Here is a 20,456-nt window from a genome sequence, read left to right as displayed (position 1 = left end):
CGCCATCAAACAACTCAACAACCTCGGCTACAACGTCACCATCACCCCGGTCACCGCAGCCTGACCCACCAATACTTTCGTATTAGTTGGGCCAGCGGACCAGCTACTGGTTACCCAGGTTGTCCTTTGCCGTGGCGGCGCGGTCCTGGACATCCGCAGCAGCAGCCTGCCCCTCATCCTTGACGTTGGCGGCCGCTTCGGTAGCGGTCTCCTTGACGTTCTGGACTGCTTCGGTTGCCGGTTCCTTCAGGTGCTCAGCGACTTCCTTGGCGGCGTGGCTCAGCTCTTCCGTCAACGGTTGTGCCGCTTCCTTTACGGCCTGGGCAGCTTCGCGTTCCTTCTCCGATGGCGGGATCAGGGCCGAAACCAGCAGGCCGGCACCGAAAGCGATCAAGCCTGCGGCAACGGGGCTGCCCTGGGTCTTCCGCGTGATCACCTGCGGGGTCTCGCCAATACTGGAAGCGACGTCGGCGGCAGCGTCATGCGCCTGGTGGGCAGCGTTGCCGGCAGCATTCTGCACGTCGTCGCTGGCTCCGAAGACCGCGTTCTTGATGCGGTCCACCCGGCGATGAACGATGTGCGAGGGAGTGACCTTGTCCGCTACGGCGTCAACGTTGGTGCTGAGCCGTCGGCGGGTTGCTTCGATATCGGCGCGCAGGGCGTCCGGGTTCTGCGTCATCGTGTCTCCTCGGTGTTCGGTTTAAAGGTTGGAGGAATTTCCTTGACTGTCTCGGCTGTACGCGGCATGCCCTTGATGGTCTTGAGTTCCTTGCGTCCCATGCTGGCGAGCACTGCCGCGACAATGCCCCAGATGACGGCCACAATGACGGCGGACCAGCCAAGGCCAACCAGTTGACCCAGGGCCCACCACAGGGCGAGCGACAGGAAAACGACCGCCAAGTGGCCTGCCCAAGCGGCGCCGCCAAGCATGCCGGCGCCCTTTCCTGCCTTCGTGGCCGATTCCTTGACCTCGGCCTTTGCCAGCTCCACTTCCTGGCGCATCAACGTGGAGACATCGCGCGTCAGGTCACTGAGCAGCTCGCCCAGGGGCTGGGTTTCCGCTTTGATGTGCGCTTGTGTTGGAGGCAAATCGGCGGGACTGCTCATCGGGGACCTCCGTATTCCGGGCTGTCCGGGTCATCGAGGGGGTCTGCGAGCGGGTCGCCCTGCGCCTTGGTGCCGCCGTCCGTCTCCGGGTAGGCAGCCGTGGTGCCATAGCTTGCCGTGGTGGCATCAGGACCAGGAAGGTCGACGGCGGGCAGTGGCACGGCGCCTCCGGAACTGGGGTAGTACTCGGCGCGCGGCGAAGTTCCCGCACCCGTGCTGGCACCATCCGCCGAAGCGTTGTCCGCCATGCCGCGGCCCAGGCGTCCGGCAAGTACACCGGCACCTGCGGCGAGCAGGAGGAAGGCTCCGGGCTTGCGGCGGGCAAAGCTCTTGACCTCGTCCAGGAGGGATCCCGGATCGCGGTTCTCCAGCCAGTGGGCGGCGGAGGATGAACGATCGGCCGCCTGCTGGACCAGATCGGTTGCCATGCCGCCATTGGTGGAGGCATTGGCCATATTGGACAACTCCTCTGAAATGGACCGCAATCCCTCGGCTACGCGCTGTTGCTGGGTGGCTGCTTGGTCGGTCAGTTCGCCCTTGGTCTGCGTGAGCAGCTGGCGGGCATTGAGCTTGACCTCGTGGGCTACGTTGGCGGCCTCGTCCTTGGCGGTGTCAACCACACCACTGGCGGCATCCTTTGCCGTGCCCGCAACGTCGGCGGCTTCATGCTTTGCGCTTTCCACCGTGCCGGTTCCCGACGTGGAACCCGTCTGGTAATCGGAGGTGGTTTCCGTTCCAAGATCAGCTGGCGAGTCCAGGTAGCTTCCGGAGTATGGTTCGGTCCCTGCGGGGACCCCATTCCGTGGCGCCGCGAAGCTTCCGTCCTGCGGCGATTGGCTCTCAGTCATTGTCGCTCTCTTTCCACAGTTGGCAGGCTGCGGACAGCAGCCGGGATAGTAAGTATCGTTACTATCAATGGGTGTGTACCCCCGGATTGCGAATTCAATCGCACCAGTTTTACGGAATTTCCAGCACGGGAACTCCTCCTCGACAGGCACGGATTGGCCTGCCTACCGTGGAGCCATGAGCCCCATGCCCCGCAGGCAGCGGCTGATCTCCGCGCTTCGAAAGACCGTTACCCGCCATCGCCTACTGTTCGCCGCCAAGACTGCCTTGGCGGCCGGACTCGCCTGGTACCTGGCGCCGCTCATGCCCGGACCGGCAGCCGCCTACCCGTACTACGCCCCACTCGGGGCGCTCGTAAGCATGCATCCAACCGTGGCCGCGAGCGCCAAGCACGGCCTCCAGAGCCTGCTGGGATTGGCCCTGGGCATTGGCATGGCGTTCGCCGTCACCACGTTCGCCGCCCCCACGGCCTTCTCGGTGGCACTCGTGGTGGGCCTGGGCGTGCTGATTGGAGGCCTCCCGAGGCTCGGGTCGGCGTCCGAGTGGATCCCCATGGCTGCGCTGTTCGTTCTGGTCCTTGGGGATTCGAATGCCGAGAGCTTCTCCTTCGGGTACGTCCTCCAGATGGCCCTGGGCGTGGCCGTTGGCTTCGCGGTGAATTGGATGGTGTTCCCGCCGCTCCACCTGGAAGGAATCGACCCCGCACTGGCCGGACACCGGAGTGCCCTGTCACGGCAACTCACGGACATGGCACGCGCCATGGAGGAATCCTGGCCCCCGGACCACGAAGCCTGGGCAAGCCGCAGCGGTGAACTGTCAGCTACCGCTTCAACCGTCCGGACTGCGGTGCTCGAAGCGGAACTCAGCACCAAAGCGAATCCCAGGTCCCGCCGTCGTGCACGTCGCCTTCCCGACGACCTGGCAGGACTCCGGACGGTGGAAGGGCTCACCTTCCATGTCCAAGACATCACGGACGTGCTGGCCAGCGTGATCTGGGAGGAGGGCGCGGACACGGTGCTGCCGGAGGGCGTCCTCAGCCATCTGGCCGAGGCGCTGGAATCCGTGGCGGCCGTGATCGATCGATGGCGCGACGACCAGGCCCGGGAGCTCAAGGACCAGCTCGCCGACGCACGGGACCGGGTGCAAGCCTTGACCGACGCCATCAACGAGGCGGCGGCCGGTCAGGCCTCGGTGAACGCCGCCGCGTCCGTGGCCATGAGCCTGCGGCGGATGATCACTGTTTTGTCCTCCGAGTAGCCGCGTGTTCAGCGCGGCGTCAGCGGTGGCGAGGCTTCCCTCCCGTGGCCGGCGCCCAGCCCTTCCAGGATTTCAGTCAAGGCCTCCAGCGAGGACTTGTGCGGCATCCAGCCGAGCAGGCTCCGCGCCCTGCCCGTGTCCATGATGGGAGCTCCCGCGGCCATGTCCACCCAGCCCGCATCGGTCACCTGGAGGCGCATACGCCAGGAAACATCGACGACGGCGCGCAGCACCGCGAGCGGCAGCGGCAAATGGCGCTTGGCTTTGAGGATCCATGCGAGCGCGTTGGGGTCCAGCACGGGTTCGGCGGCGACGTTGAAGGCACCTTCGGCACGCTGCTGGAGGACGCGCCAGTAAGCATCGGCAACGTCGTCGGCGTGCACGGCCTGGAACACGAGTTCGTTGGGCAGCGGAAGGAGCGGCAACCACGGCTTGCGCGGCAGGAGGCGTGGGAGCAGGCGGCCCAGGAAGTAGCGGCCCACTTCGCTGCCGGCTTCCGAGGTGAAGATCAGCCCGGGCCGGAGCCTGGCAACCACGATCTCCGGGTGTTGTTTGGCGAAGTTGTCCAGCAGGCGCTCCTGCGCAGCCTTGTCCACGCTGTAGTGCGAGCCTTTGACCCCGCCGGCAGGCCAACCCTCCTTGGTCCGCTGATCCTTGGGCGCGGGCGAGTAGGCGCCCACGGACGAAGCGCACACGATGTGCTTCACTCCGGCTGTTTCCGCTGCAGCGAGCACATGGGCTGTGCCGGCAACGTTGGTCCGGCGCAAGAGTTTGCGGTTGTGGTTCGGCTGGATCAGCCACGCCAGATGGACCACGGCGTCGGCCCCGGACACGGCTGCTTCCAGGGCCTTGCGGTCCCGGTGGTCGCCCACGTCCAGGAAGTGCCATTCAACTCCCTGGTAGGGAGCGGCGTGCACATCCGGCTCCCTGCGGGCTATGCCCACAAGTTCAAGATCAGCCCCTTCCTCGGAACGGGCTGCCTGCAATCGTCTGAGGAGCGCCGTTCCGGCGTTCCCGGTGGCTCCGGTGATGACGATGCGCATGGGCTTCTCCTCGCTTTAGTGGTTGGTGGGCTCACCCGTTGAACGGATACGCTGCAGCACTGCCGTGGTGGAGTGTTCCGGCACGTAATCCAGGATGGTCACGGTGCCGCCGTAGCGTTCAACGGCTTCCGTCTCGGCAAGCATTTCCGGGGTGTAGTCGCCGCCCTTGGCGTAGACGTCGGGCTGCAGGATCTCGATGAGCGGAATAGGCGTGGGGGTGTCAAACACGGTGACGTGGTCCACGCAGCTGAGTGCGGCGATAACGGCTGCACGGTCCGACTCATGGTTCACCGGACGGTCGGGACCCTTGAGCCTGCGAACAGACGAGTCGCTGTTGAGGGCCACCACCAGGACGTCGCCCAGTTGCTTGGCCTGGTTGAGGTACCGGGTGTGGCCGCGGTGCAGGACGTCGAAGCAGCCATTCGTCAGCACGATCCGCCGGCCCTCCTGGCGGTGTGCCTGCACCTGCTTGGCCAGCTCCCCAGCTGTGAGGGCCGTGTCCGCGAACTCGCGCAAATGGCGGGACAGTTCCTCCGTGCTGCACACGGAGGTGCCGGGCCGGTGCACCACGACGTCCGCCGCGGCCTGTGCCAGGTCCACGCTGGTGGTCAGGGGCAGGCCGGCCGAACGCGCCAAGGCCAGCGCGGCCACAAAGGTGTCCCCGGCCCCGGATGCCTGCTTTTCGGTTTCCGGACGGGCCCAGGTCCTGTGCGTGGCCGTGCTCCCGTCGCGGTCCTTGCGCACCGTCAGCGTGCCGTCCCGGTCCAAGGTCACGACGACGGCGGCCGCACCGGAAGCGGCCAGGAGCTGCTCGGCATGGGCCTCCACGAACGGGCACCGGGCAACTCCTCCGGGCAGTTCGACACCCACCAGCCGTGCCGCTTCCTGGGCATTGGGGGTGGCGAGGTCCGGCCGGAGCCCTGCCCAGCGCTCCGGGTGATGGGCGTCCACCACTACCAGCATGCCACCGCGTCGAGAGGATTCAGTCCCGGCGGCTGCCTTCCCGGCATCTTCCGGGCCCAGGACCGCCAACAGTGCGTCCTGAACCGGGCCTTCCAAGGTCCCGGCACCGTAATCGCACACGATCACGGCATGTGAACCCTGCAGTGCGCCGGAAATTTTCTCCGCCAATTGATCGAGGGCATCGCTGGGGACGTTCCCGGCTTCGTCGTCCAGTCGGAGCATCACCTGGCCCGCACTGCTCACCCGGAACTTGGTGGTGGTTGTCATGTCCGGATGGGCCAGCATGTTCGCCACGTCCACCCCGGCTTCCGAGAGCAGCTCCTTGAGCTGTTGCCCTGCCTGGTCCTGCCCGATGATGGAGACAAACCGTACCTGGACTCCGAGCGCGGCCAGGTTTACCGCGGTGTTCGCAGCTCCTCCGGGCGCAAAGTCACGGCGCTTCACCTGGACCACCGGGGCAGGGGCTTCACGGCAGAACCGCTCGATCAGGCCGTCCCACCAACCATCCAGGATGGCATCGCCGATCACGGTGATGATGCGCTTTTCTTCGGCCAATCGGCCCGGCAACCATTCGGCCAGACCTTCTTGATTGGAGAGGAGTGCCATGGGGTACCTTCCGGTTGTGGCGGCAAGTTCCTGCTCCCCTCAGGTACCCAGCAGCCCGGGCTTCACACGCCCACCGCGTACTTTTCCGTGCAACTGCTCCCCGTACGCCGGGCAGCTTCCGGTTTCCTCCATGAAGGGACGTTTCCATGGTCATTCCTCGGGATTCGAGGGCCTCCCTCGAAGCAGCTGTTGGACCGGTGCTGGAGAAGTTCCAGGGAGTGGAGCGGATAGCAGTCCTTCGCGGAGGTGGCCTCGGGGACCTGATCTACACCTATCCCGCCCTCCATGCATTGAAAGCGGCCTACCCGGGAGCGCGCATCACCCTGCTGGGCACGCCCATCCACCAGGCCCTGGTGGCCGCCACGGACGGGCCGGTGGACGACGTCGAAATTCTTCCCTTCGCCAAGGGAGTCCGCGACGGCGATGAAGACCCGGCGGCGCACGAAGCCTTCCTGGGGAACATGCAGGCCAGGAGATTCGATCTCGCCCTCCAGATGCACGGCGGCGGACGTTACTCCAACCCTTTCCTGCGGAAACTCGGCGCACCCCACACCGTGGGCACACGGACCCCGGATGCGGAGCGCCTTGAGCGCAACCTGGACTACGTCTACTACCAAAACGAACCTGACCGATGGTTGGAGCTGGCGGGCCTCGCGGGGGCACCCACCATCATTCCGCCACTCTTAAAGCCCCGGTCCCGGTACTTGGAGGCCGCCACAGGACTAAAGGACCCGCGGCGTACCTCCTTGGTGGTCCTCCACCCGGGTGCCACCGATCCCAGGAGGCGATGGCCGACGTCGAACTTTGCCGAGGCCGCCGCAAGCCTGGCCGCCGAAGGTGCGCAGGTGTTGGTGGTTGGGGACAACTCGGAAAAAGCCGTGGCGCAGGAAGTAGCCGAACTCGCGCGGGAAAAGGTGCCTGGACGTGACCGCGGTGCCGTGCGCTCTGTAGCCGGCGAGTTGGAACTGGGGGAATTGGCCGCGCTGCTGGCAGAAGCGACCGTCATGCTGGCCAGCGACAGCGGCCCACGCCACCTCGCCCAGTCACTGGGAACCCCGACGGTGGGCATCTTCTGGGTGGGCAATGTGTTCAACGCCGGGCCGCGCGGCCGAAGCCTTCACCGCGTCCACATGTCATGGGTGACGGCGTGCCCCCGCTGCGGTGCGGACGTGACGCAGGTGGGATGGACCGCTCCGCACTGCGGCCACAGCGAGACCCTCATCGAGGGCATCGCCGTGGCCGGTGTTGTTCAGGACGTGCGGGACCTTACGGCCACGAGCCTTCTTCTGCGGGGGTGATGAGGAGTTCGCGTACTTCGCTGCCGAACGGTTGCGAGAGGGCGAAGACCACGGCCTGCGCCACGTTGGCGGGGTCGTTGAGCTTGGAGTCGTCCTGTGGCTTGTACTGCTCATCACGGTCGTCGAAGAAGTGGGTCTTCATGCCGCCCGGAATGATGGTGGTGACGCCGATGACTCCTCCGGTTTCAGCGGCGAGCGCCCGGCTGAAGCCGATGACGCCGAACTTGGAGGCGCAGTAGGCCGTGGCATCCGGGAGTGCCCGGAGCCCCAGGGTGGAGGCGATGGTGATGGCCCGCCCGCGGGACTCCTTCAGGTAGGGCAGTGCGGCGCGCACCGTTGACACAGTGCCCAGGAGGTTCACCCCAATGACTTTCTCCCATTCCTCCGCCGCGACGTCGCCGAGCTTGCCGCAGCGGTCAATTCCCGCGGCCGTCACTACGCCGTCCAATCCGCCGAGGCTCTCCGCGGCTTCCTTCACTGCGGCTTCCACGGCTTCGCGGTTGGAGACATCCACTTCCAGGGCTTTCGCGCCGGACACGTTGCTGACGTCCCGGTCGAAGACCACCGGCGTGCCGCCAGCGTCGCTGATGGCCTGGACGATTGCGGCGCCCAGGCCGGAGCCGCCTCCGGTGACGATGACACGGCCAGGTGTTTGCGTGTTCATGCGGTTCCTTTCGTTGGTTCGAACAAAGGTCAGCCGACTTTGGCAAGTGCTTCCGCCAAGCCGCTGGTTGATCGGGCCGGATGGAAGGGCACAGTGACGCATCGCCCTCCCCAACTGGCCACAAGCCGGGCTTCCGGCAGGTCATCGGGTTGGTAATCGCCGCCCTTGACCCAGACATCGGGCTGCAGGAATTCCAGGCATTCCTCCGGGGTGTCCTCGTCGAAGAGCACCACGGCGTCCACGCAGGACAACGCGAGCAGCAGTTCGGCCCGGTCCTCCTCGCTGACGATCGGGCGGTGTGGTCCCTTGAGCCGGCGAACTGATTGGTCCGAGTTCAGGCAGACGATCAGGCAATCGCCCATCTCCCGCGCTACGGCCAGGGTCCGGGCGTGGCCGGCGTGGAGCAAGTCGAAGCAACCGCCGGTGGCCACCACCGTTCCGCCCTTTGCCCGGACCATCCGGGCGAGCTGGACGCCGTCGGGCGGGTCCGTTTCCGCCTGGCTGCCGAAAAGTCCGACGACGGCACCCGCCTCGACGGGGTCGGGAACCCCTTCGTCGTCATACTCCAAGGCGGCCGTGTCCACGGCATCCGAGTCCACGGCGGCCGTGTCCACCACGAGGGAAGCCGCGCCGCCTCCGCCCAGGAAGGCAGAGGCATCGGCAACAGCGCGCGTTGCCGCGTCGCGGAGCCCTAGCCCCGAGCCCAGGTACACTGCGAGGCTCCCCGCCAGGCGGTCCCCTGCCCCGCAGGGATCCTCCACGGATGTCCTGGGCGCCGGGATGCCGGCCGCTTCTCCAGAGGCCTCCACCAGCACGGCCCCCGCTTCACCCTTGGTCACCAGCACGGCTTTGCTGTGCCAATGTTCCAACAGTTGCTTTCCGGCTTCCGCACTGTCCGGCGAAGCGTGTCCCAGCCCGGCGGCCTTCGCAACAGCCGCGGCTTCGGCGGAGTTGGGTGTCACTACGGCAACTCCGACCACCGGTTCCGAGCCGGAGGGGTGCGGGTCCCACACCACCGGCACCCGGTGTGCGGCCGCGGCGAGCGCTGCCCGGATGTCCTGGTTGAACGTGATCCCCCGGCCGTAATCGGCAACAACAATGGCCTCGGCGGATTCGATCGCCAAGCGCATCCCGGCGGTGCAGTCCGGCCGGGGAGCAGCGGCGCATCCTTCATCGAACCTGACCACCGCGTGCGAACCGCTCCGTACCCTGGTCTTCGTCGGGGTGGGCGCGAGCGGATCTCCCGTGAGAAGCCGCACACCGGACAGGGCGCGCCTCAGGTGGCGTGCGCCGTCGTCGTCCGATACTGCGGTGACGAGAGTGACATCGTGGCCGTCACGCTTCAAGAGCGTGGCCACCAGTCCCGCGCCACCCGCCCGGTGCCGGATCCCGGCGACGTCCACCACCGGCACCGGCGCGTCCGGGCTGAGCCGGGTGGCGGTTCCATTGATGTCGACATCCAGGAGAAGGTCTCCCACCACGGTCACTTTCACGGCCGTGACCCGTTGCCGGATCCCGTGCGGCGTGCCACTTCCGCGTCGAAGGCCCGGCACACGGCGTGCACGGCGATGAGGTGCCCCTCTTGGGCGTTGGCCGCGATGGCGTCCACGGTAATGGCCTCATCGCAGGCTTCGGACAGGGGGTTGGGGCCGGGACCGGTGAGGGCCCACGTGGCGATGCCGCGCTCGTTGGCCGCACGGACGGCCTTGAGCAGGTTGGGGCTCCGTCCGCTCGTGGAAAGCAGGATCAGCACATCCCCTGCCCGGCCATGCGCCCGGACCTGCCTGGCGAAAACTTCCTCGTAGCCGTAGTCGTTGGAGAGCGCGGTGACGGCGGAGCTTTCGGCGTGGAGCGAAATGGCTGAGAAGGGCGCCCGTTCCGCGTCGAAGCGTCCCACCAGCTCGGCGGTCAGGTGCTGGGCCTCAGCGGCCGAGCCGCCATTTCCCGCTGCCAGTAAGCGTTGGCCGGAGAGCAGCCGGTGGGCAAGTTCGATTCCCCACCCGGAGAGCCGGTCCGCCTGCAAGCGCAGGGATTCGAGGGCCGGCAGCACGTTGTCCAGGTGGGTGGTTACCTCGGTGTTCCCGGTGCCTGGTCCGGTGACTGGTCCGGTCCAGCCCGCCGGAACGGTGTCCGGAACGGACCTCAGTGTCGTTTTGGGTGTCATTGTCGTTTTGGGTGTCACAGTGCCGTTCCTTCCAGGGGTTCCAGGCCTTCCCCGGCCTGCAGGGACAGACCGGCCGCGAGGACGGATCGGTACGCTTTTTCGGTGTCTGTTGCTATGCGGTCCCACGAATAGCGCGAGCGTGCCCTGCGCATTCCCGCCCGGCCCATCTCGGCGCGCACGGTGGGGTCTCCCAGAAGGCGCCCAACGGCGTCGGCAATGGCTTCCGGGTCCCGCGGCGGAACGTGCAGTCCGGTCTTCTGGTCCACCACCGTTTCGCGCAAACCCCCGACGGCGGCAGCCACCACGGGCACGCCACTCGCCATGGCTTCCAGCGGCACGATGCCGAACGGCTCGTACCACGGTGTGCAGACCACGGCGTCTGCGCTGCGGAGGATCCCCGGCATGGCGTCGCGGGGAACCTGGCCGCGCAGCGTCACTTTGTCCTCCACGCCCAGTTCCTTGGTGAGGGCGCGGAGCCGTTGCGCTTCCGGGTCCTCCTCGAGGGACAGGGCATCACCGGAGCCGCCCACAATGAGGAGCTCCACATCATCCAGGCCGGCCTGGGCCAGCAGCGGGAGGGCTTGGATCACCAGGTCCACACCCTTGCGGGGAACCAGGCGGCCCACGCTGAGGATGCGGTGGGTCCGCGGTTTCGTCTCCGGCTCTGCCGTGCCATCGAACAGCGTGAGGTCCACCCCGCAGGGAGCAATGGAGACCTTGGATTTGTTGATGCCCAGGGCCTTGAGTTCGAAGACTTCGTCCGGGCACGTTGCCACCACCCAATCCGCGGTGCGCCCTACCCACGGCTCCAGCCAGGCCCTGGCCGCCGGGCTGGTGTCCGCCGATCCCTGATGGCGGCGTTTCACTGACCCCAAGGCATGGAAGGTCTGGACAACGGGTACCGGCTCCGCTGTTCCGGCCCGGCGCGCGGCCTGGACGGCGGCCAGTCCGGACATCCAGAAGTGGGCATGGACCACGTCCGGGACGTCGCCGTCCCAGTCGGCACAGATACCGTCTGCCAAGGCCCCCATATAGGGCAGCAGTCCGTCTTTCGGAATGTGGCGTGCCGGACCGGCGTCCACGTGGACCACGGCAAGTCCCGGGGCCACCTGCACCCTTGCAGGGAGATCGGGATCGTCACGGCGGGTGTACACGGTGACTTGGTGGCCACGCTTGGCGAGGCTTGAGGAGAGCGCTGCCACGTGGACGTTCTGTCCGCCGGCGTCCACTCCTCCCAAGGCAGCCAGCGGACTGGCGTGTTCAGAAACCATGGAGATCTTCATGGGTGTGTCCTCTCTTCATCATGGCTTGGCGGCACCGGACCGGGACCGGCATCGTGGTGTTCCGTTCCAAGGAAGGAACGGCGTACCGGGTGGCCCGTGCCCGGATCGGCCAGGAGTTCGTCCCAGGCCCGGTGGAACTTCGCCAGCCCATACCGTTCCAGTGCTGCCTCACGGGCCAGCAGGCCCATCGCGTAAGCGTCGTCCGGGTCATCAAGAAGCCGCCGCGCGAAACTTCGGAGCTCCTCGAGGTCGTTGGAAACCAGCCCGGCACCGCGGGGAACCGCCCGGTATGCTTCGGTGGTTCCCAACGCCAGGACGGGCATGCCAAGGTGCATGGCCTCCAGGAGGGCCAGGCCGAGCGAGGTCCAGCGGAGCGGATGGAGATACAGGCGGCTACGGGCAAGTTCCTGATGGAGCCCGGCCGCCGGCACATCGCCGGCGATCCTCAGGCGCTCCCCGCTGAGGCCAAGGTCCTTCAGGTTCAGCGCTTCAGGCAAGGATTCGGTGCCCATTCCGAAGACACGCAGCGGTGCCACGCCGGCGAAACCCGGGAGGAGGTCCGTGCCAGTGACGCGGCCCCTCCTGACTGGCTCGTTCACCACTACCGCCATCTCTTCCCGGTCACCGCTGTAGAGATGCCCGGGATCGGGGATGCCGTGCTCAATCACTACCGTGCGGGCCGAACCCGTATCCCAGAACAGCTGGTTGAAATGCGTTACGTGGACTACGGGAATGGAGTTCTGGTCGGCCATCGGATGGATGGTGAAGGGCACGTCCCCCTTGGGCGTGTTGTGTTCAAGGTAGACGGCGGGAAGGTCCTTACCGGGACGGCGCCCCAACGTTCGGGCCACGGCGGCGATCTCTTCGGGCCGTTGGAGCACCACCGCATCAACGCTGTCCGGATCCAGCACGCCCAAGTCCACTTCCACTGCGTTGACCGGCCACTCACGGCCACCGCGCCCCAAACCCCAGGGGCCGCCGTCGGGCTCTACCGGCAGGAGGTATTCATGCTGTCCGCGGACGAATGCTTCCATCCACCCGCCGTGGACATGCCACACCAGGATTCTCATGGTTTCCACACCTTTCGTCGCGTGGTCAGTGAAGAGACCCCGCCCAGGAGCCGTTCGACGGCTTCCACCACCTGCTCGGGCGTCACGGAGGTCAAACATGGATGGCCGGGGACGGGGCACCTGCGCGCACGGGTGTTCTTGCAGGCCGCTTCCTGGTCGCCCAGGAGCTCCAGGGGTACGCCGTAGGGCGCCCAACGGATGGCCGGAACCACGGGCGCGAAGAGGCAAACCACCGGTGTGCCCACTGCCGCGGCCAGGTGCGCGGGTCCCGTATTGGCGGTGACCACGACGGCGGCGCCCTCCAGTACCGCCGCCAGCGTGCGGAGAGGCGTCTTGCCGCCCAAGTCCTGCGCCGAAGGCCCTGCAACCGTGGCCGTAAGGGAGGTTTCACCAGGTCCTCCTGTGACCACCACCCGGTGCCCGTACGCCTCAAGCAGTTCCACAGTGGCCGCATGGTGCAGCGCCGGCCAGGCACGGGCGGGAGCGGCTGCACCAGGATGCACCACGATGTACGGGCCGTCCTTGCCCAGCTCATCCACCAGGTCGTCTGTACTTGGCGTGATGTGGAGCTTGCCGTCGTCGCCCTGAGGAAGCTGGAACCCCGCGGCCTGGGCGATGCCGAGGGCCCGCACGGCCTCGGGCTGGTCTTCGGGGAAGTCTTCTCCGGGCTTGAGCCGCACATCCAGGAGCGACCCCGCGTAATCCGTGGAGGCACCCGTGATCTGCCGGACCCCGGCCAATCGGAGCAACATGGCGAGCGGAAGGGGAGATTGGTGGAAGGACGTGAGCAGCACGGCCTCCTCAATCCGGGAACTCCGGACAAATTCGACCAGGCCGTTCGTGAGGCCCTCCGTGACCGGCGGGGCCGGGTTCACAATCCAAGGGCAGGGCCATGTGTGCACCTGGGTGACACCGGGCAGCATCTCCGCAGCACCCGTACCCTCGGGACCGCAGAGCAGCACCACCTCGTTGGGCCTGCTTCCGTCCGCTCGCGTTCCGTTGGCCACAGCCCGCAGCGCGGGGCCTGAAACGAGGACATCACCCATGCTGTCCAGCCGGGCCACCAGGACGCGGCTCATACAGGCGCACCAGACTGTGCCTTACCGGAGGACGGTTGCTGAAGTGACAGCAGCATCTCCACGGCATGCCACAAATCGTTGGCCACCAGTTCCGCGGCTTCGATTTCCTCTTTCCGCGTCACCTCCGTGGGGACCAGGATGGCGCGGGCGCCGGCAGCGTTGGCCGCTCCCAGATCCGCGCCGATATCGCCAATCACGGCAGTTTCCGACGGCTCGATGCCCAGCGCCTCGCAGGCCCGGTGGATCATCCCGGGCGCGGGCTTGCGGCATGCGCATCCGTCCCAGCTGCCGTGCGGGCAAATCTCCCATACGTCGAACGGACCCAGCAGTTCGTCCACGCGCTGGTTCACGGCGTGCACTTGCTGGAGGGTCAGCAACCCCCTGGCAACTCCCGACTGGTTGCTCACCACACCCGTTGCCAGCCCTGCCCGGCGAACCCTCGCCACGGCCGAACGGGCACCCTCCATGGGCCGCACCAACCGCGGGTCGCCGTTGTAGGGCACATCAATTACCAGCGTTCCATCGCGGTCAAACAGGACCGCCTTCAACGTTCCGGTTCCTCCCATACCGGCAACGTTCCCCAGTTCCTTCAGGGCTAAACAGCGCGGCCCGGAGAAGTTTCCTGTGGTTAGACTCCTAGCGGGAGGTCACTTTGATCAATGCTGAATTCGATGGACAACCTGTGTTGCTTGCCCTTCGGGCGCTGAAACTCGGGGACCTGCTGGTAGCCGTTCCGGCCCTTCGCGGACTTCGACGGGGCTTCCCGGAACACCGCATCCTGTATGCGGCGCCAGCGTGGATCGGGGAAGCCCTGGAGTTGGTTGGCGGCATCGACCATTGGCCCACCCCGGGCCTGGACCATCCCCTCACCATCGCCCCGGGCGTGGTTGACGTTGCGGTGAACCTGCACGGGAACGGCCCGGAAAGCCGGCAGCGGATTGGGGAACTTGGCGCCAATCGCATTGTGGCGCACCGCTCCGCCGGCCTGGACGGCCCCGAGTGGACCACCGGCCTCCACGAACGCGAGCGCTGGACCCGCCTGCTGAACTGGCATGGCATCGACGCCGATCCCATGGACTACCGCCTCAACCGCACCTCCGTTCCGTCGCCGCGGCCCGGCGCCACCGTCATCCACGTGGGTGCTGCGTACGGCAGCCGGCTTTGGCCCGTGGACCGTTTCGCCGACGTCGCGGTTGAACTCACCCAGGCCGGCCACCAGGTTGTGTTCACCGGCGGAACGTCGGAACGCGGACGCGCCCGGGAAACGGCCGCGTTGGCAAAGGCCAAAGGAGCAAACCTCGACGGCGGGGTGCTGGCCGGGCGGCAAGGGCTGGCCGAGTTCGCCGCAACCATCGCTGAAGCGCGGCTCGTGGTCTCCGCGGACACTGGTGCCGCGCATCTGGCTGCCGCCTACGGGCGGCCGTCAGTGGTGCTCTTTGGGCCTGCGCCGGCAGAGGAATGGGGTCCGCCGCCAGGCCCGCACGTGGTGCTTACCGCCGTCGAACGTCGCCGTGGCGACGTTTTCGCGAGCGATCCGGACCCTGCACTCCTGGCCGTGACGGTTCAGGACGTTGTGGCCGCCGTGGAAGGGCTCAAGTGCTGAAGCTGTAGAGGCGCTTGGTCCGGTTTCACGGTGCTGTTCCGTCCTCAAGCCGGGCTTGGCCTCCGTCCAGCAGTTGCGCCTGAAGAGCCACCAGGATCTTGGAGAGCTTTCGCGAGACCTGCATCTGGGACATCCCCAGTGCCTCAGCGATGGTGGATTGGGTTTCCTCGCGGTAATAGCGCCTGTACAAGAGGTGGCGGTCCTCGGCGCTCAGGGTCCTGATGGCATTCCGAAGCGCCAGGACATCGTCGAGTTTGTCGGTGGGGCAACCGATGCTTGAGAGCGATCCCTGCAGCCCGTCCCGTCCTTCGGCAGCAGGCGCATCCAAGGAGTCAGGCCTCTTGCTGGTTCCGGCCATGAGGGCTTCCCGTACCTGGCACGGCTCCATGCGCAGGTCCTCTGCCACCTCCTCCGGCGTTGGCGTGCGCTGCAGGACCTGCGTCATTTCTTCGGTACGTGCCAGGACCTGCCGCCGCAGATCCTGGATGGGCCGGGGCGGACGGACCACCCAGCAATGGTCGCGAAGGTACCTTTTGACCTCGCCTGCGATGGTTGGCGCAGCGTAGGCAGGAAAGCTGACGCCCTTGGCTTCGTCGTACCCTCGGGCAGCCTTGATGAGGCCCATATAGGCGACCTGGCGGACGTCGTCGATGTCGTGGGCGTGGGCGGAATACCTGGCAGCAATGGATTTCGCGAGGTTCAGGTGATCCAGCACCAGTCCATCGCAAAAGCTTCGCCGAATGGTGCTTTCCGCTGAGTGGGCACGGACGGATGCATGAGTTGGTCGGGCTTGTCGCATGGGCTTCAAATCCTTGGACCGGGCGAGGGAGCCCATGGCAAGACTCTGCTTAAAAGCCAAGCATACTTATCATCTTAAGCCAAGAGTACTTACTATTGGATAGGGTGGTTCCTGGGGGCCAAGCCTGGAGAGCAGCCCCGAACCCCGTGATCGGAGGTAGTCATGGATCGACAGCAAACCACTGAAACCCAGCCCGTCGCCGCAGAGATCCAGGATCTTCTGCTGGACAATCCGGATGTGGAGGCGTTCCTTACCGAGCTTGCACGGCATTCCGCAGCCATGTTCAGCGTGAACAACACCTCAGTCCACTGCGGGGTCACCCTGTTGCGTCGCAGGACTGCGGCCACGGTCGCCAGCAGCAGCGAACGTGCGCTGCAGCTGGACGAACTCCAGTATCAATTCGCCGAGGGTCCGTGCCTCACAGCTGCCCGGGATGGGGTCCAGGTCCACATCCCCGATCTGTCGAAGGACAACACCTGGCCTGACTACACCGACGCAGCCCGGGAGCAAGGCATAGGGTCGATCCTGGCACTTCCCTTCCCACTCCTGGACCAATCCACCAAGGCCGGGCTGAACCTGTACTCAGAAAACTCCCACGCGTTCAACCAAGCCGCAGTGCAAAGGGCCACCGACTACGCACTCCAGGCCTCCAAGGGTTTGCGCCTGGCCATCCTCCTGGCCCAACACAGCCAAACCGCCACGGACCTCAAGGCCGCCATGGCCTCCCGGACGGTCATCGATATCGCCACGGGGATCATCATTGCCCAGAACCGTTGCAGCCAGGCCGAGGCCGTGGAGCTCATCAAGCGCGCCTCAAGCAACAGAAACGTCAAGCTGCGGGACGTAGCGCAGGCAATAGTCGACAGGGCAGGCGGCGGCCCCATCGAAACACACTTCAAGTAAACCCCGCCACCGCAGTGGCCGCGGGTGGGCCGGCTAGGCCTGCATTGCCCCCAGGATGGCCCCCATCGCGGTAAATGTCACCACGTTGTAGCTGCCGTTGATGGCGAACAAAACCGGACTCCGACGCTCGAACAGGTAGTTCACCCCGAGGGCGGTCGCTACCCACCCCACCCCTGCAGCCAAGCCGGCCAGCGTGCCGAAGCCCGCGCCGGCACGCCCGATGAATGCCGCCAGGAAAACGGCCATCACCACGGCAAGGACAAACGAACCCAGGAACACGCGGGCTGTTCCGGACTTCAACTGCTCATCGCTCACGCCCGCTGCCTTCTGCCACGGTTTAGCGAACAGCAACGAATACCAAAGCCCGCCCACCACGAACGTCGCCAGTGCGGCCAACAGGACGCCGAGCCAATTGATGGTCATGTGAGTCCTTTCATCTGCGGATACTGAGAGGACCCTACGACGCAACCGGCGGCCGGTCTTGTACAAATGCCGCATCCACTACGCCAGGCTGGAAACCTGTTCCAAGGGCACGAACGTGGCGTACTCGGCACCGTAACTCTGCACCACGCGCAGATATTCGGTGGGTGTGAATCCGCTGAATCTCCGGAACGCACGGATAAGGTGCGGCTGGTCATAGTAATCGGCCAAGGCCAGAAGATCCCGTCCGGGGACCGATCCTTCAGGCATGGCTGCGGCAGCGTTGACGAAGCGGAAGAACCTGCAGACGTCCGAGTAGGCCTTGGCCGTGAATCCACAATCACGCATCATGATGCGTTCCAGCGTGGACCTGCTGATGTTGAGGCCGGCAGCCAGGCGTCCGATCTCCACGTCCTCCCTGGCCAGCGTCTCCACGGCCCTGGCGGTACGTGGATCCAGCCTCCGTTCCGGGCGCAGCGACCGTTCCAAGAACCCGCCCAGCACCGCGAACGCCTCCTGCGGATCCGCCTGCAGCAAGCGTGGCCGGAGGTCGGTCAGCCCGGGCAGGACGCCTTGGGCGTCCACCACTTTGCCCTGGAATTCCGACGGCGGCCGGCTGGTGAACGCTGACAGGCCAAACGGAGTCAGCCGCGCGCCTACGTTGAAGATCCGGTCCGGGTTCTCGCTGACCAGGTAGCTCCGCTGGAGCCCGGAGTAGAAACCAGTGGAGACCTCCGTCGCCGTATACCCATTCCCATCCCCGGAGGGCGTGATGAGCCGGTACGGATCGGACAGGTTCAGGATCAAGTGGGCGGATGGACCCGGCAGGATCTTCTCGTACCTGGCCCTCGGAACAGTTTGGACGAACCACAACTGAGTGGCAAAGGGCCTCAGCCCGGGCGGCGCCGGGCACTCCTGATACAGCACAGCGCCAGTCTAGGAGGCCTCGGCGCGGAAGCGCCCCCGCGCGGCAGCGGACCAAGCCGCGCCGCACCTACAGCAGGTCGCGCAAGACCAAGGCGGCGCCGTCGTCGAGCACTGACGCGGTGACCTCATCGGCCACTGCCAGTACTTCCTCCGGTGCTTGGCCCATGGCGACCCCGCGGCCGGCCCAGGTGAGCATCTCGATGTCATTGCGGCCGTCGCCGATAGCGAGTGTGTTGTCAGGATCAGTGCCAAGCTGCAGGCGCAGGGCTTCCAAAGCGCTGGCCTTGGTGACGCCCTCGGCCGCGATGTCCAGCCAGGCCGTCCAGCCCACCGAGTAGGTCACGCCGGAGAGTCCAATGTGGTGGATGGCGGCGTTGAATTCTTCGGAGGTGTTCTCGCTGCTGAACACCACCACGCGCACAGCCACGGAATCCAGCATGGTCTGGAAGTCCACGCCGATCGATTCGACACCGAAGCTGGCGTCCTGGAAACGCTCGGTGGAGAGGAAGTTGCCCGCCTCGTCCTCCAGCGCGTACTTGGCATTGGGCAGCCGCTCCCGAAGTGCTTTGAGGGCAGGGGCGGGATCGAAGGTGGCCTTGTGGATGATTTCGTAGCCTTCATCCAGCGAGGGGTCCAGGCGAAGGGTGACGCCGCCGTTGCAGCACACCGCATAGCCGCGTTCCAGGCCGATCTGCTCGATGATCGGGAGGGTCGCATTGAGGGAACGCCCGGTGGCAATCATGACGTCGTGGCCGTTGGCTACGACGGCCTGCGCGGCCTCCCGGACAGCCGGCGACATGTGGCCATCGTGATCCACGAGCGTGCCGTCCACGTCCAAAGCAATCATCAGTTTGTTGTTGTTCATTGGCTGGTCATCGATGCCAGCAACTGGAGTATCAGTCAAAATAGTCATGGTTCCAGTAGAACAGACACCCCTGACAGCTCATAGGACCGGGGCCACAGCAGCGCCTTAACGGTCAGTGAACTCTCGCCCCCCAACTGACTCGCAGTCGTGGTTGTTCTGAGCGCTCAAAACAACCACAACTGCGAGTTGCTTGGGCTATAGAACCGGGAGGACTTCCAGGCCGCCCAGGTACTTCTGCAGGGCCTTCGGGACGTTCACGGAGCCGTCCGGGTTCTGGTGGTGCTCCAGGAGCGCAACGATCCACCGCGTGGTGGCAAGCGTGCCGTTCAGGGTGGCCACGGCGCGGGTTCCCTTGGGTACGCCCTCGTCGTTGACCACGCGTTCGCGGATGTTGAGCCGGCGGGCCTGGAACGTGGTGCAGTTCGAGGTGGACGTGAGTTCACGGTAGGCGTTCTGCGTAGGAACCCAGGCCTCGCAGTCGAACTTGCGGGCCGCGGACATGCCAAGGTCTCCCGCGGCGGTGTCGATCACGCGGTAGGGAAGCTCGCACTTGGCCAGCATTTCCTCTTCCCACGCCAGCAAACGCTCGTGCTCGGCGGCGGCTTCCTCAACCGTGGTGTAGATGAACATCTCCACCTTGTTGAACTGGTGCACGCGGATGATGCCGCGGGTGTCCTTGCCGTGCGAACCGGCCTCGCGGCGGTAGCAGGAGCTCTGGCCCGCATAGCGGATGGGGCCTGCTGAGAGATCCAGGATCTCGTCTGCGTGATAGCCGGCGAGGGCCACCTCCGAGGTTCCCACAAGGTAAAGGTCGTCTTCAGCGAGACGGTAGATCTCGGCGTCGTGCTTTACATCGAAGCCGGTGCCCTGCATGGTTTCCGGACGCACCAAAGTGGGGGTGATCATCGGCACGAAGCCGGCCTCGATGGCCTGTTCCATGGCCATCTGCAGGAGTGCCATCTCCAGGCGGGCACCAACACCCTTCAGGAAGTAGAAGCGGGCACCGGAAACCTTGGCACCACGTTCCATGTCGATGGCGCCGATCAGTTCACCGATCTCCAGGTGGTCCTTCGGCTCAAAGTCGGGGAATTCACGGGGCGTTCCCACGGTCTTGACCACCACGAAGTCGTCTTCGCCGCCCTCGGGCACGCCGTCCACCACCAGGTTGGGGATGACGCGGAGGAGTTCATCCTGCTTGGCCTGTGCGACGTCGGCTTCCGAGGACGCAGCCTTGACGGCGTTGGCCAGTTCCTTGACCTCGGCCAGCAGGGCCTGCTTCTCCTCGCCCTTGGCCTGCGCAACCTTCTTGCCGAACGCATTCTGCTCTGCACGCAGGGTCTCGTAGCGGATCAGCGCTGCGCGGCGGTCGGAATCGGCGGAGATGATCGCGTCCACAACGGACTCGTCGGCGCCGCGGGCGCGCTGGCTGGCACGGAACTTGTCCGGGTTTTCGCTGAGGTCTTTTACGTCGATCACCACACAAGAGTATCGAATCGGCCACGATTCCCTGTTCCGCGAAGCACGGGGAACGGACCGGCACAAAGCGCCCCACCGGAACG

The 20,456-nt window shown here is 65.9% G+C and carries 21 protein-coding genes; 4 read left to right on the top strand and 17 right to left on the bottom strand.

What is annotated here, in order from left to right:
* Positions 1-103: 103 nt before the first annotated feature.
* From ACH488_RS18495 to ACH488_RS18485, 3 genes are read right to left on the bottom strand one after another with little or no spacing between them, the layout of a single operon-like run.
* A complete protein-coding gene (locus tag ACH488_RS18495) occupies positions 104-679 on the bottom strand; it encodes a DUF3618 domain-containing protein (RefSeq protein ID WP_397326013.1) in 576 nt (191 codons plus the stop codon).
* Positions 676-1,107, bottom strand: coding sequence for a phage holin family protein (locus ACH488_RS18490; protein WP_397326012.1), 432 nt, complete (start codon positions 1,105-1,107; stop codon positions 676-678). Before ACH488_RS18490 ends, ACH488_RS18495 begins: the two co-directional genes overlap by 4 nt.
* Positions 1,104-1,955, bottom strand: coding sequence for a hypothetical protein (locus ACH488_RS18485; RefSeq protein WP_397326011.1), 852 nt, complete (start codon positions 1,953-1,955; stop codon positions 1,104-1,106). Before ACH488_RS18485 ends, ACH488_RS18490 begins: the two co-directional genes overlap by 4 nt.
* A gap of 175 nt (positions 1,956-2,130) precedes the next feature.
* On the opposite strand from ACH488_RS18485, the gene ACH488_RS18480 reads away from it, so the two are divergent.
* Positions 2,131-3,210 carry an aromatic acid exporter family protein gene (locus tag ACH488_RS18480; RefSeq protein WP_397326010.1) on the top strand — a complete coding sequence of 360 codons (1,080 nt, stop codon included), beginning with the start codon at positions 2,131-2,133 and terminating at the stop codon, positions 3,208-3,210.
* An 8-nt stretch (positions 3,211-3,218) separates the two neighbouring features.
* On the opposite strand, the gene ACH488_RS18475 is transcribed toward ACH488_RS18480, so the two are convergent.
* Both ACH488_RS18475 and rfaE2 (ACH488_RS18470) read right to left on the bottom strand, forming a co-directional pair.
* Entirely contained in the window at positions 3,219-4,253 is a 1,035-nt protein-coding gene (locus ACH488_RS18475) for an NAD-dependent epimerase/dehydratase family protein (protein ID WP_397326009.1), read from the bottom strand.
* Positions 4,254-4,268: 15 nt separating this feature from the next.
* Positions 4,269-5,822, bottom strand: coding sequence for a D-glycero-beta-D-manno-heptose 1-phosphate adenylyltransferase (rfaE2, locus tag ACH488_RS18470; protein WP_397326008.1), 1,554 nt, complete (start codon positions 5,820-5,822; stop codon positions 4,269-4,271).
* 146 nt (positions 5,823-5,968) lie between these two features.
* On the opposite strand from rfaE2 (ACH488_RS18470), the gene ACH488_RS18465 reads away from it, so the two are divergent.
* Positions 5,969-7,120, top strand: coding sequence for a glycosyltransferase family 9 protein (locus ACH488_RS18465; RefSeq protein WP_397326007.1), 1,152 nt, complete (start codon positions 5,969-5,971; stop codon positions 7,118-7,120).
* Here ACH488_RS18465 and ACH488_RS18460 read toward each other — a convergent pair.
* The 7 genes from ACH488_RS18460 to ACH488_RS18430 are packed head-to-tail and all read right to left on the bottom strand — an operon-like array spanning position 7,089 to position 13,946.
* Positions 7,089-7,784 carry an SDR family oxidoreductase gene (locus ACH488_RS18460; protein ID WP_397326006.1) on the bottom strand — a complete coding sequence of 232 codons (696 nt, stop codon included), beginning with the start codon at positions 7,782-7,784 and terminating at the stop codon, positions 7,089-7,091. The two genes, ACH488_RS18465 and ACH488_RS18460, sit on opposite strands and share 32 nt — an antisense overlap.
* A gap of 29 nt (positions 7,785-7,813) precedes the next feature.
* Positions 7,814-9,277 (bottom strand): D-glycero-beta-D-manno-heptose 1-phosphate adenylyltransferase, encoded by a 1,464-nt coding sequence (rfaE2, locus tag ACH488_RS18455; protein WP_397326005.1) that lies wholly within the window; start codon positions 9,275-9,277, stop codon positions 7,814-7,816.
* Positions 9,274-9,948 (bottom strand): SIS domain-containing protein, encoded by a 675-nt coding sequence (locus ACH488_RS18450; RefSeq protein ID WP_397326004.1) that lies wholly within the window; start codon positions 9,946-9,948, stop codon positions 9,274-9,276. Before ACH488_RS18450 ends, rfaE2 (ACH488_RS18455) begins: the two co-directional genes overlap by 4 nt.
* Positions 9,949-9,962: 14 nt before the next feature.
* Positions 9,963-11,231: a glycosyltransferase gene (locus ACH488_RS18445; RefSeq protein WP_397326003.1), complete on the bottom strand. Its 1,269-nt coding sequence runs from the start codon at positions 11,229-11,231 to the stop codon at positions 9,963-9,965.
* Positions 11,228-12,301 carry a glycosyltransferase gene (locus ACH488_RS18440; RefSeq protein WP_397326002.1) on the bottom strand — a complete coding sequence of 358 codons (1,074 nt, stop codon included), beginning with the start codon at positions 12,299-12,301 and terminating at the stop codon, positions 11,228-11,230. The genes ACH488_RS18445 and ACH488_RS18440 overlap by 4 nt, the downstream gene beginning before the upstream one ends.
* Complete coding sequence (locus ACH488_RS18435; protein WP_397326001.1) at positions 12,298-13,380, bottom strand: glycosyltransferase family 9 protein; 1,083 nt, start codon at positions 13,378-13,380, stop codon at positions 12,298-12,300. Before ACH488_RS18435 ends, ACH488_RS18440 begins: the two co-directional genes overlap by 4 nt.
* Positions 13,377-13,946: a D-glycero-alpha-D-manno-heptose-1,7-bisphosphate 7-phosphatase gene (locus ACH488_RS18430; RefSeq protein WP_397326000.1), complete on the bottom strand. Its 570-nt coding sequence runs from the start codon at positions 13,944-13,946 to the stop codon at positions 13,377-13,379. The genes ACH488_RS18435 and ACH488_RS18430 overlap by 4 nt, the downstream gene beginning before the upstream one ends.
* 86 nt (positions 13,947-14,032) lie before the next feature.
* Here ACH488_RS18430 and ACH488_RS18425 point away from each other — a divergent pair, with 86 nt between their 5' ends.
* Positions 14,033-14,983: a glycosyltransferase family 9 protein gene (locus ACH488_RS18425; protein WP_397325999.1), complete on the top strand. Its 951-nt coding sequence runs from the start codon at positions 14,033-14,035 to the stop codon at positions 14,981-14,983.
* A gap of 25 nt (positions 14,984-15,008) precedes the next feature.
* On the opposite strand, the gene ACH488_RS18420 is transcribed toward ACH488_RS18425, so the two are convergent.
* Positions 15,009-15,698, bottom strand: a complete 690-nt coding sequence (locus tag ACH488_RS18420) for a sigma-70 family RNA polymerase sigma factor (RefSeq protein ID WP_397325998.1) — start codon at positions 15,696-15,698, stop codon at positions 15,009-15,011.
* 246 nt (positions 15,699-15,944) lie between these two features.
* Here ACH488_RS18420 and ACH488_RS18415 point away from each other — a divergent pair, with 246 nt between their 5' ends.
* Positions 15,945-16,685, top strand: coding sequence for an ANTAR domain-containing protein (locus tag ACH488_RS18415; RefSeq protein ID WP_397325997.1), 741 nt, complete (start codon positions 15,945-15,947; stop codon positions 16,683-16,685).
* A 33-nt stretch (positions 16,686-16,718) separates the two neighbouring features.
* Here the strand turns inward: ACH488_RS18415 and ACH488_RS18410 are convergent, their stop codons facing one another.
* From ACH488_RS18410 to serS, 4 genes are all read right to left on the bottom strand, one after another.
* The gene (locus tag ACH488_RS18410; RefSeq protein WP_397325996.1) at positions 16,719-17,108 is read right to left on the bottom strand and encodes a DUF1761 domain-containing protein; all 390 of its coding nucleotides are present in this window, start codon (positions 17,106-17,108) and stop codon (positions 16,719-16,721) included.
* 78 nt (positions 17,109-17,186) lie between these two features.
* Positions 17,187-18,032: a helix-turn-helix domain-containing protein gene (locus ACH488_RS18405; RefSeq protein ID WP_397325995.1), complete on the bottom strand. Its 846-nt coding sequence runs from the start codon at positions 18,030-18,032 to the stop codon at positions 17,187-17,189.
* Positions 18,033-18,099: 67 nt separating this feature from the next.
* The gene (locus ACH488_RS18400; protein WP_397325994.1) at positions 18,100-18,945 is read right to left on the bottom strand and encodes an HAD family hydrolase; all 846 of its coding nucleotides are present in this window, start codon (positions 18,943-18,945) and stop codon (positions 18,100-18,102) included.
* Positions 18,946-19,092: 147 nt separating this feature from the next.
* Positions 19,093-20,373, bottom strand: coding sequence for a serine--tRNA ligase (gene serS, locus ACH488_RS18395; RefSeq protein ID WP_397325993.1), 1,281 nt, complete (start codon positions 20,371-20,373; stop codon positions 19,093-19,095).
* Positions 20,374-20,456: the final 83 nt, after the last annotated feature.

The organism is Paenarthrobacter sp. NPDC018779 (genome assembly GCF_044391085.1).
In the GTDB taxonomy this organism is placed as follows: Bacteria; Actinomycetota; Actinomycetes; order Actinomycetales; family Micrococcaceae; genus Arthrobacter.
The sequence above is the reverse complement of the archived record's forward strand: the minus strand, read 5'-3'. Positions and strand labels throughout refer to the sequence as shown.

Coding starts and splice junctions, on each gene's coding strand:
- ACH488_RS18490 (WP_397326012.1), bottom strand. CDS start 1,107: ATGAGCAGTCCCGCCGATTTGCCTCCAACACAAGCGCACATCAAAGCG.
- ACH488_RS18460 (WP_397326006.1), bottom strand. CDS start 7,784: ATGAACACGCAAACACCTGGCCGTGTCATCGTCACCGGAGGCGGCTCC.
- ACH488_RS18495 (WP_397326013.1), bottom strand. CDS start 679: ATGACGCAGAACCCGGACGCCCTGCGCGCCGATATCGAAGCAACCCGC.
- ACH488_RS18450 (WP_397326004.1), bottom strand. CDS start 9,948: ATGACACCCAAAACGACACTGAGGTCCGTTCCGGACACCGTTCCGGCG.
- ACH488_RS18445 (WP_397326003.1), bottom strand. CDS start 11,231: ATGAAGATCTCCATGGTTTCTGAACACGCCAGTCCGCTGGCTGCCTTG.
- ACH488_RS18475 (WP_397326009.1), bottom strand. CDS start 4,253: ATGCGCATCGTCATCACCGGAGCCACCGGGAACGCCGGAACGGCGCTC.
- ACH488_RS18430 (WP_397326000.1), bottom strand. CDS start 13,946: ATGGGAGGAACCGGAACGTTGAAGGCGGTCCTGTTTGACCGCGATGGA.
- ACH488_RS18435 (WP_397326001.1), bottom strand. CDS start 13,380: ATGAGCCGCGTCCTGGTGGCCCGGCTGGACAGCATGGGTGATGTCCTC.
- ACH488_RS18480 (WP_397326010.1), top strand. CDS start 2,131: ATGAGCCCCATGCCCCGCAGGCAGCGGCTGATCTCCGCGCTTCGAAAG.
- ACH488_RS18415 (WP_397325997.1), top strand. CDS start 15,945: ATGGATCGACAGCAAACCACTGAAACCCAGCCCGTCGCCGCAGAGATC.
- ACH488_RS18440 (WP_397326002.1), bottom strand. CDS start 12,301: ATGAGAATCCTGGTGTGGCATGTCCACGGCGGGTGGATGGAAGCATTC.
- ACH488_RS18410 (WP_397325996.1), bottom strand. CDS start 17,108: ATGACCATCAATTGGCTCGGCGTCCTGTTGGCCGCACTGGCGACGTTC.
- ACH488_RS18400 (WP_397325994.1), bottom strand. CDS start 18,945: ATGACTATTTTGACTGATACTCCAGTTGCTGGCATCGATGACCAGCCA.
- ACH488_RS18465 (WP_397326007.1), top strand. CDS start 5,969: ATGGTCATTCCTCGGGATTCGAGGGCCTCCCTCGAAGCAGCTGTTGGA.
- ACH488_RS18485 (WP_397326011.1), bottom strand. CDS start 1,955: ATGACTGAGAGCCAATCGCCGCAGGACGGAAGCTTCGCGGCGCCACGG.
- rfaE2 (WP_397326008.1), bottom strand. CDS start 5,822: ATGGCACTCCTCTCCAATCAAGAAGGTCTGGCCGAATGGTTGCCGGGC.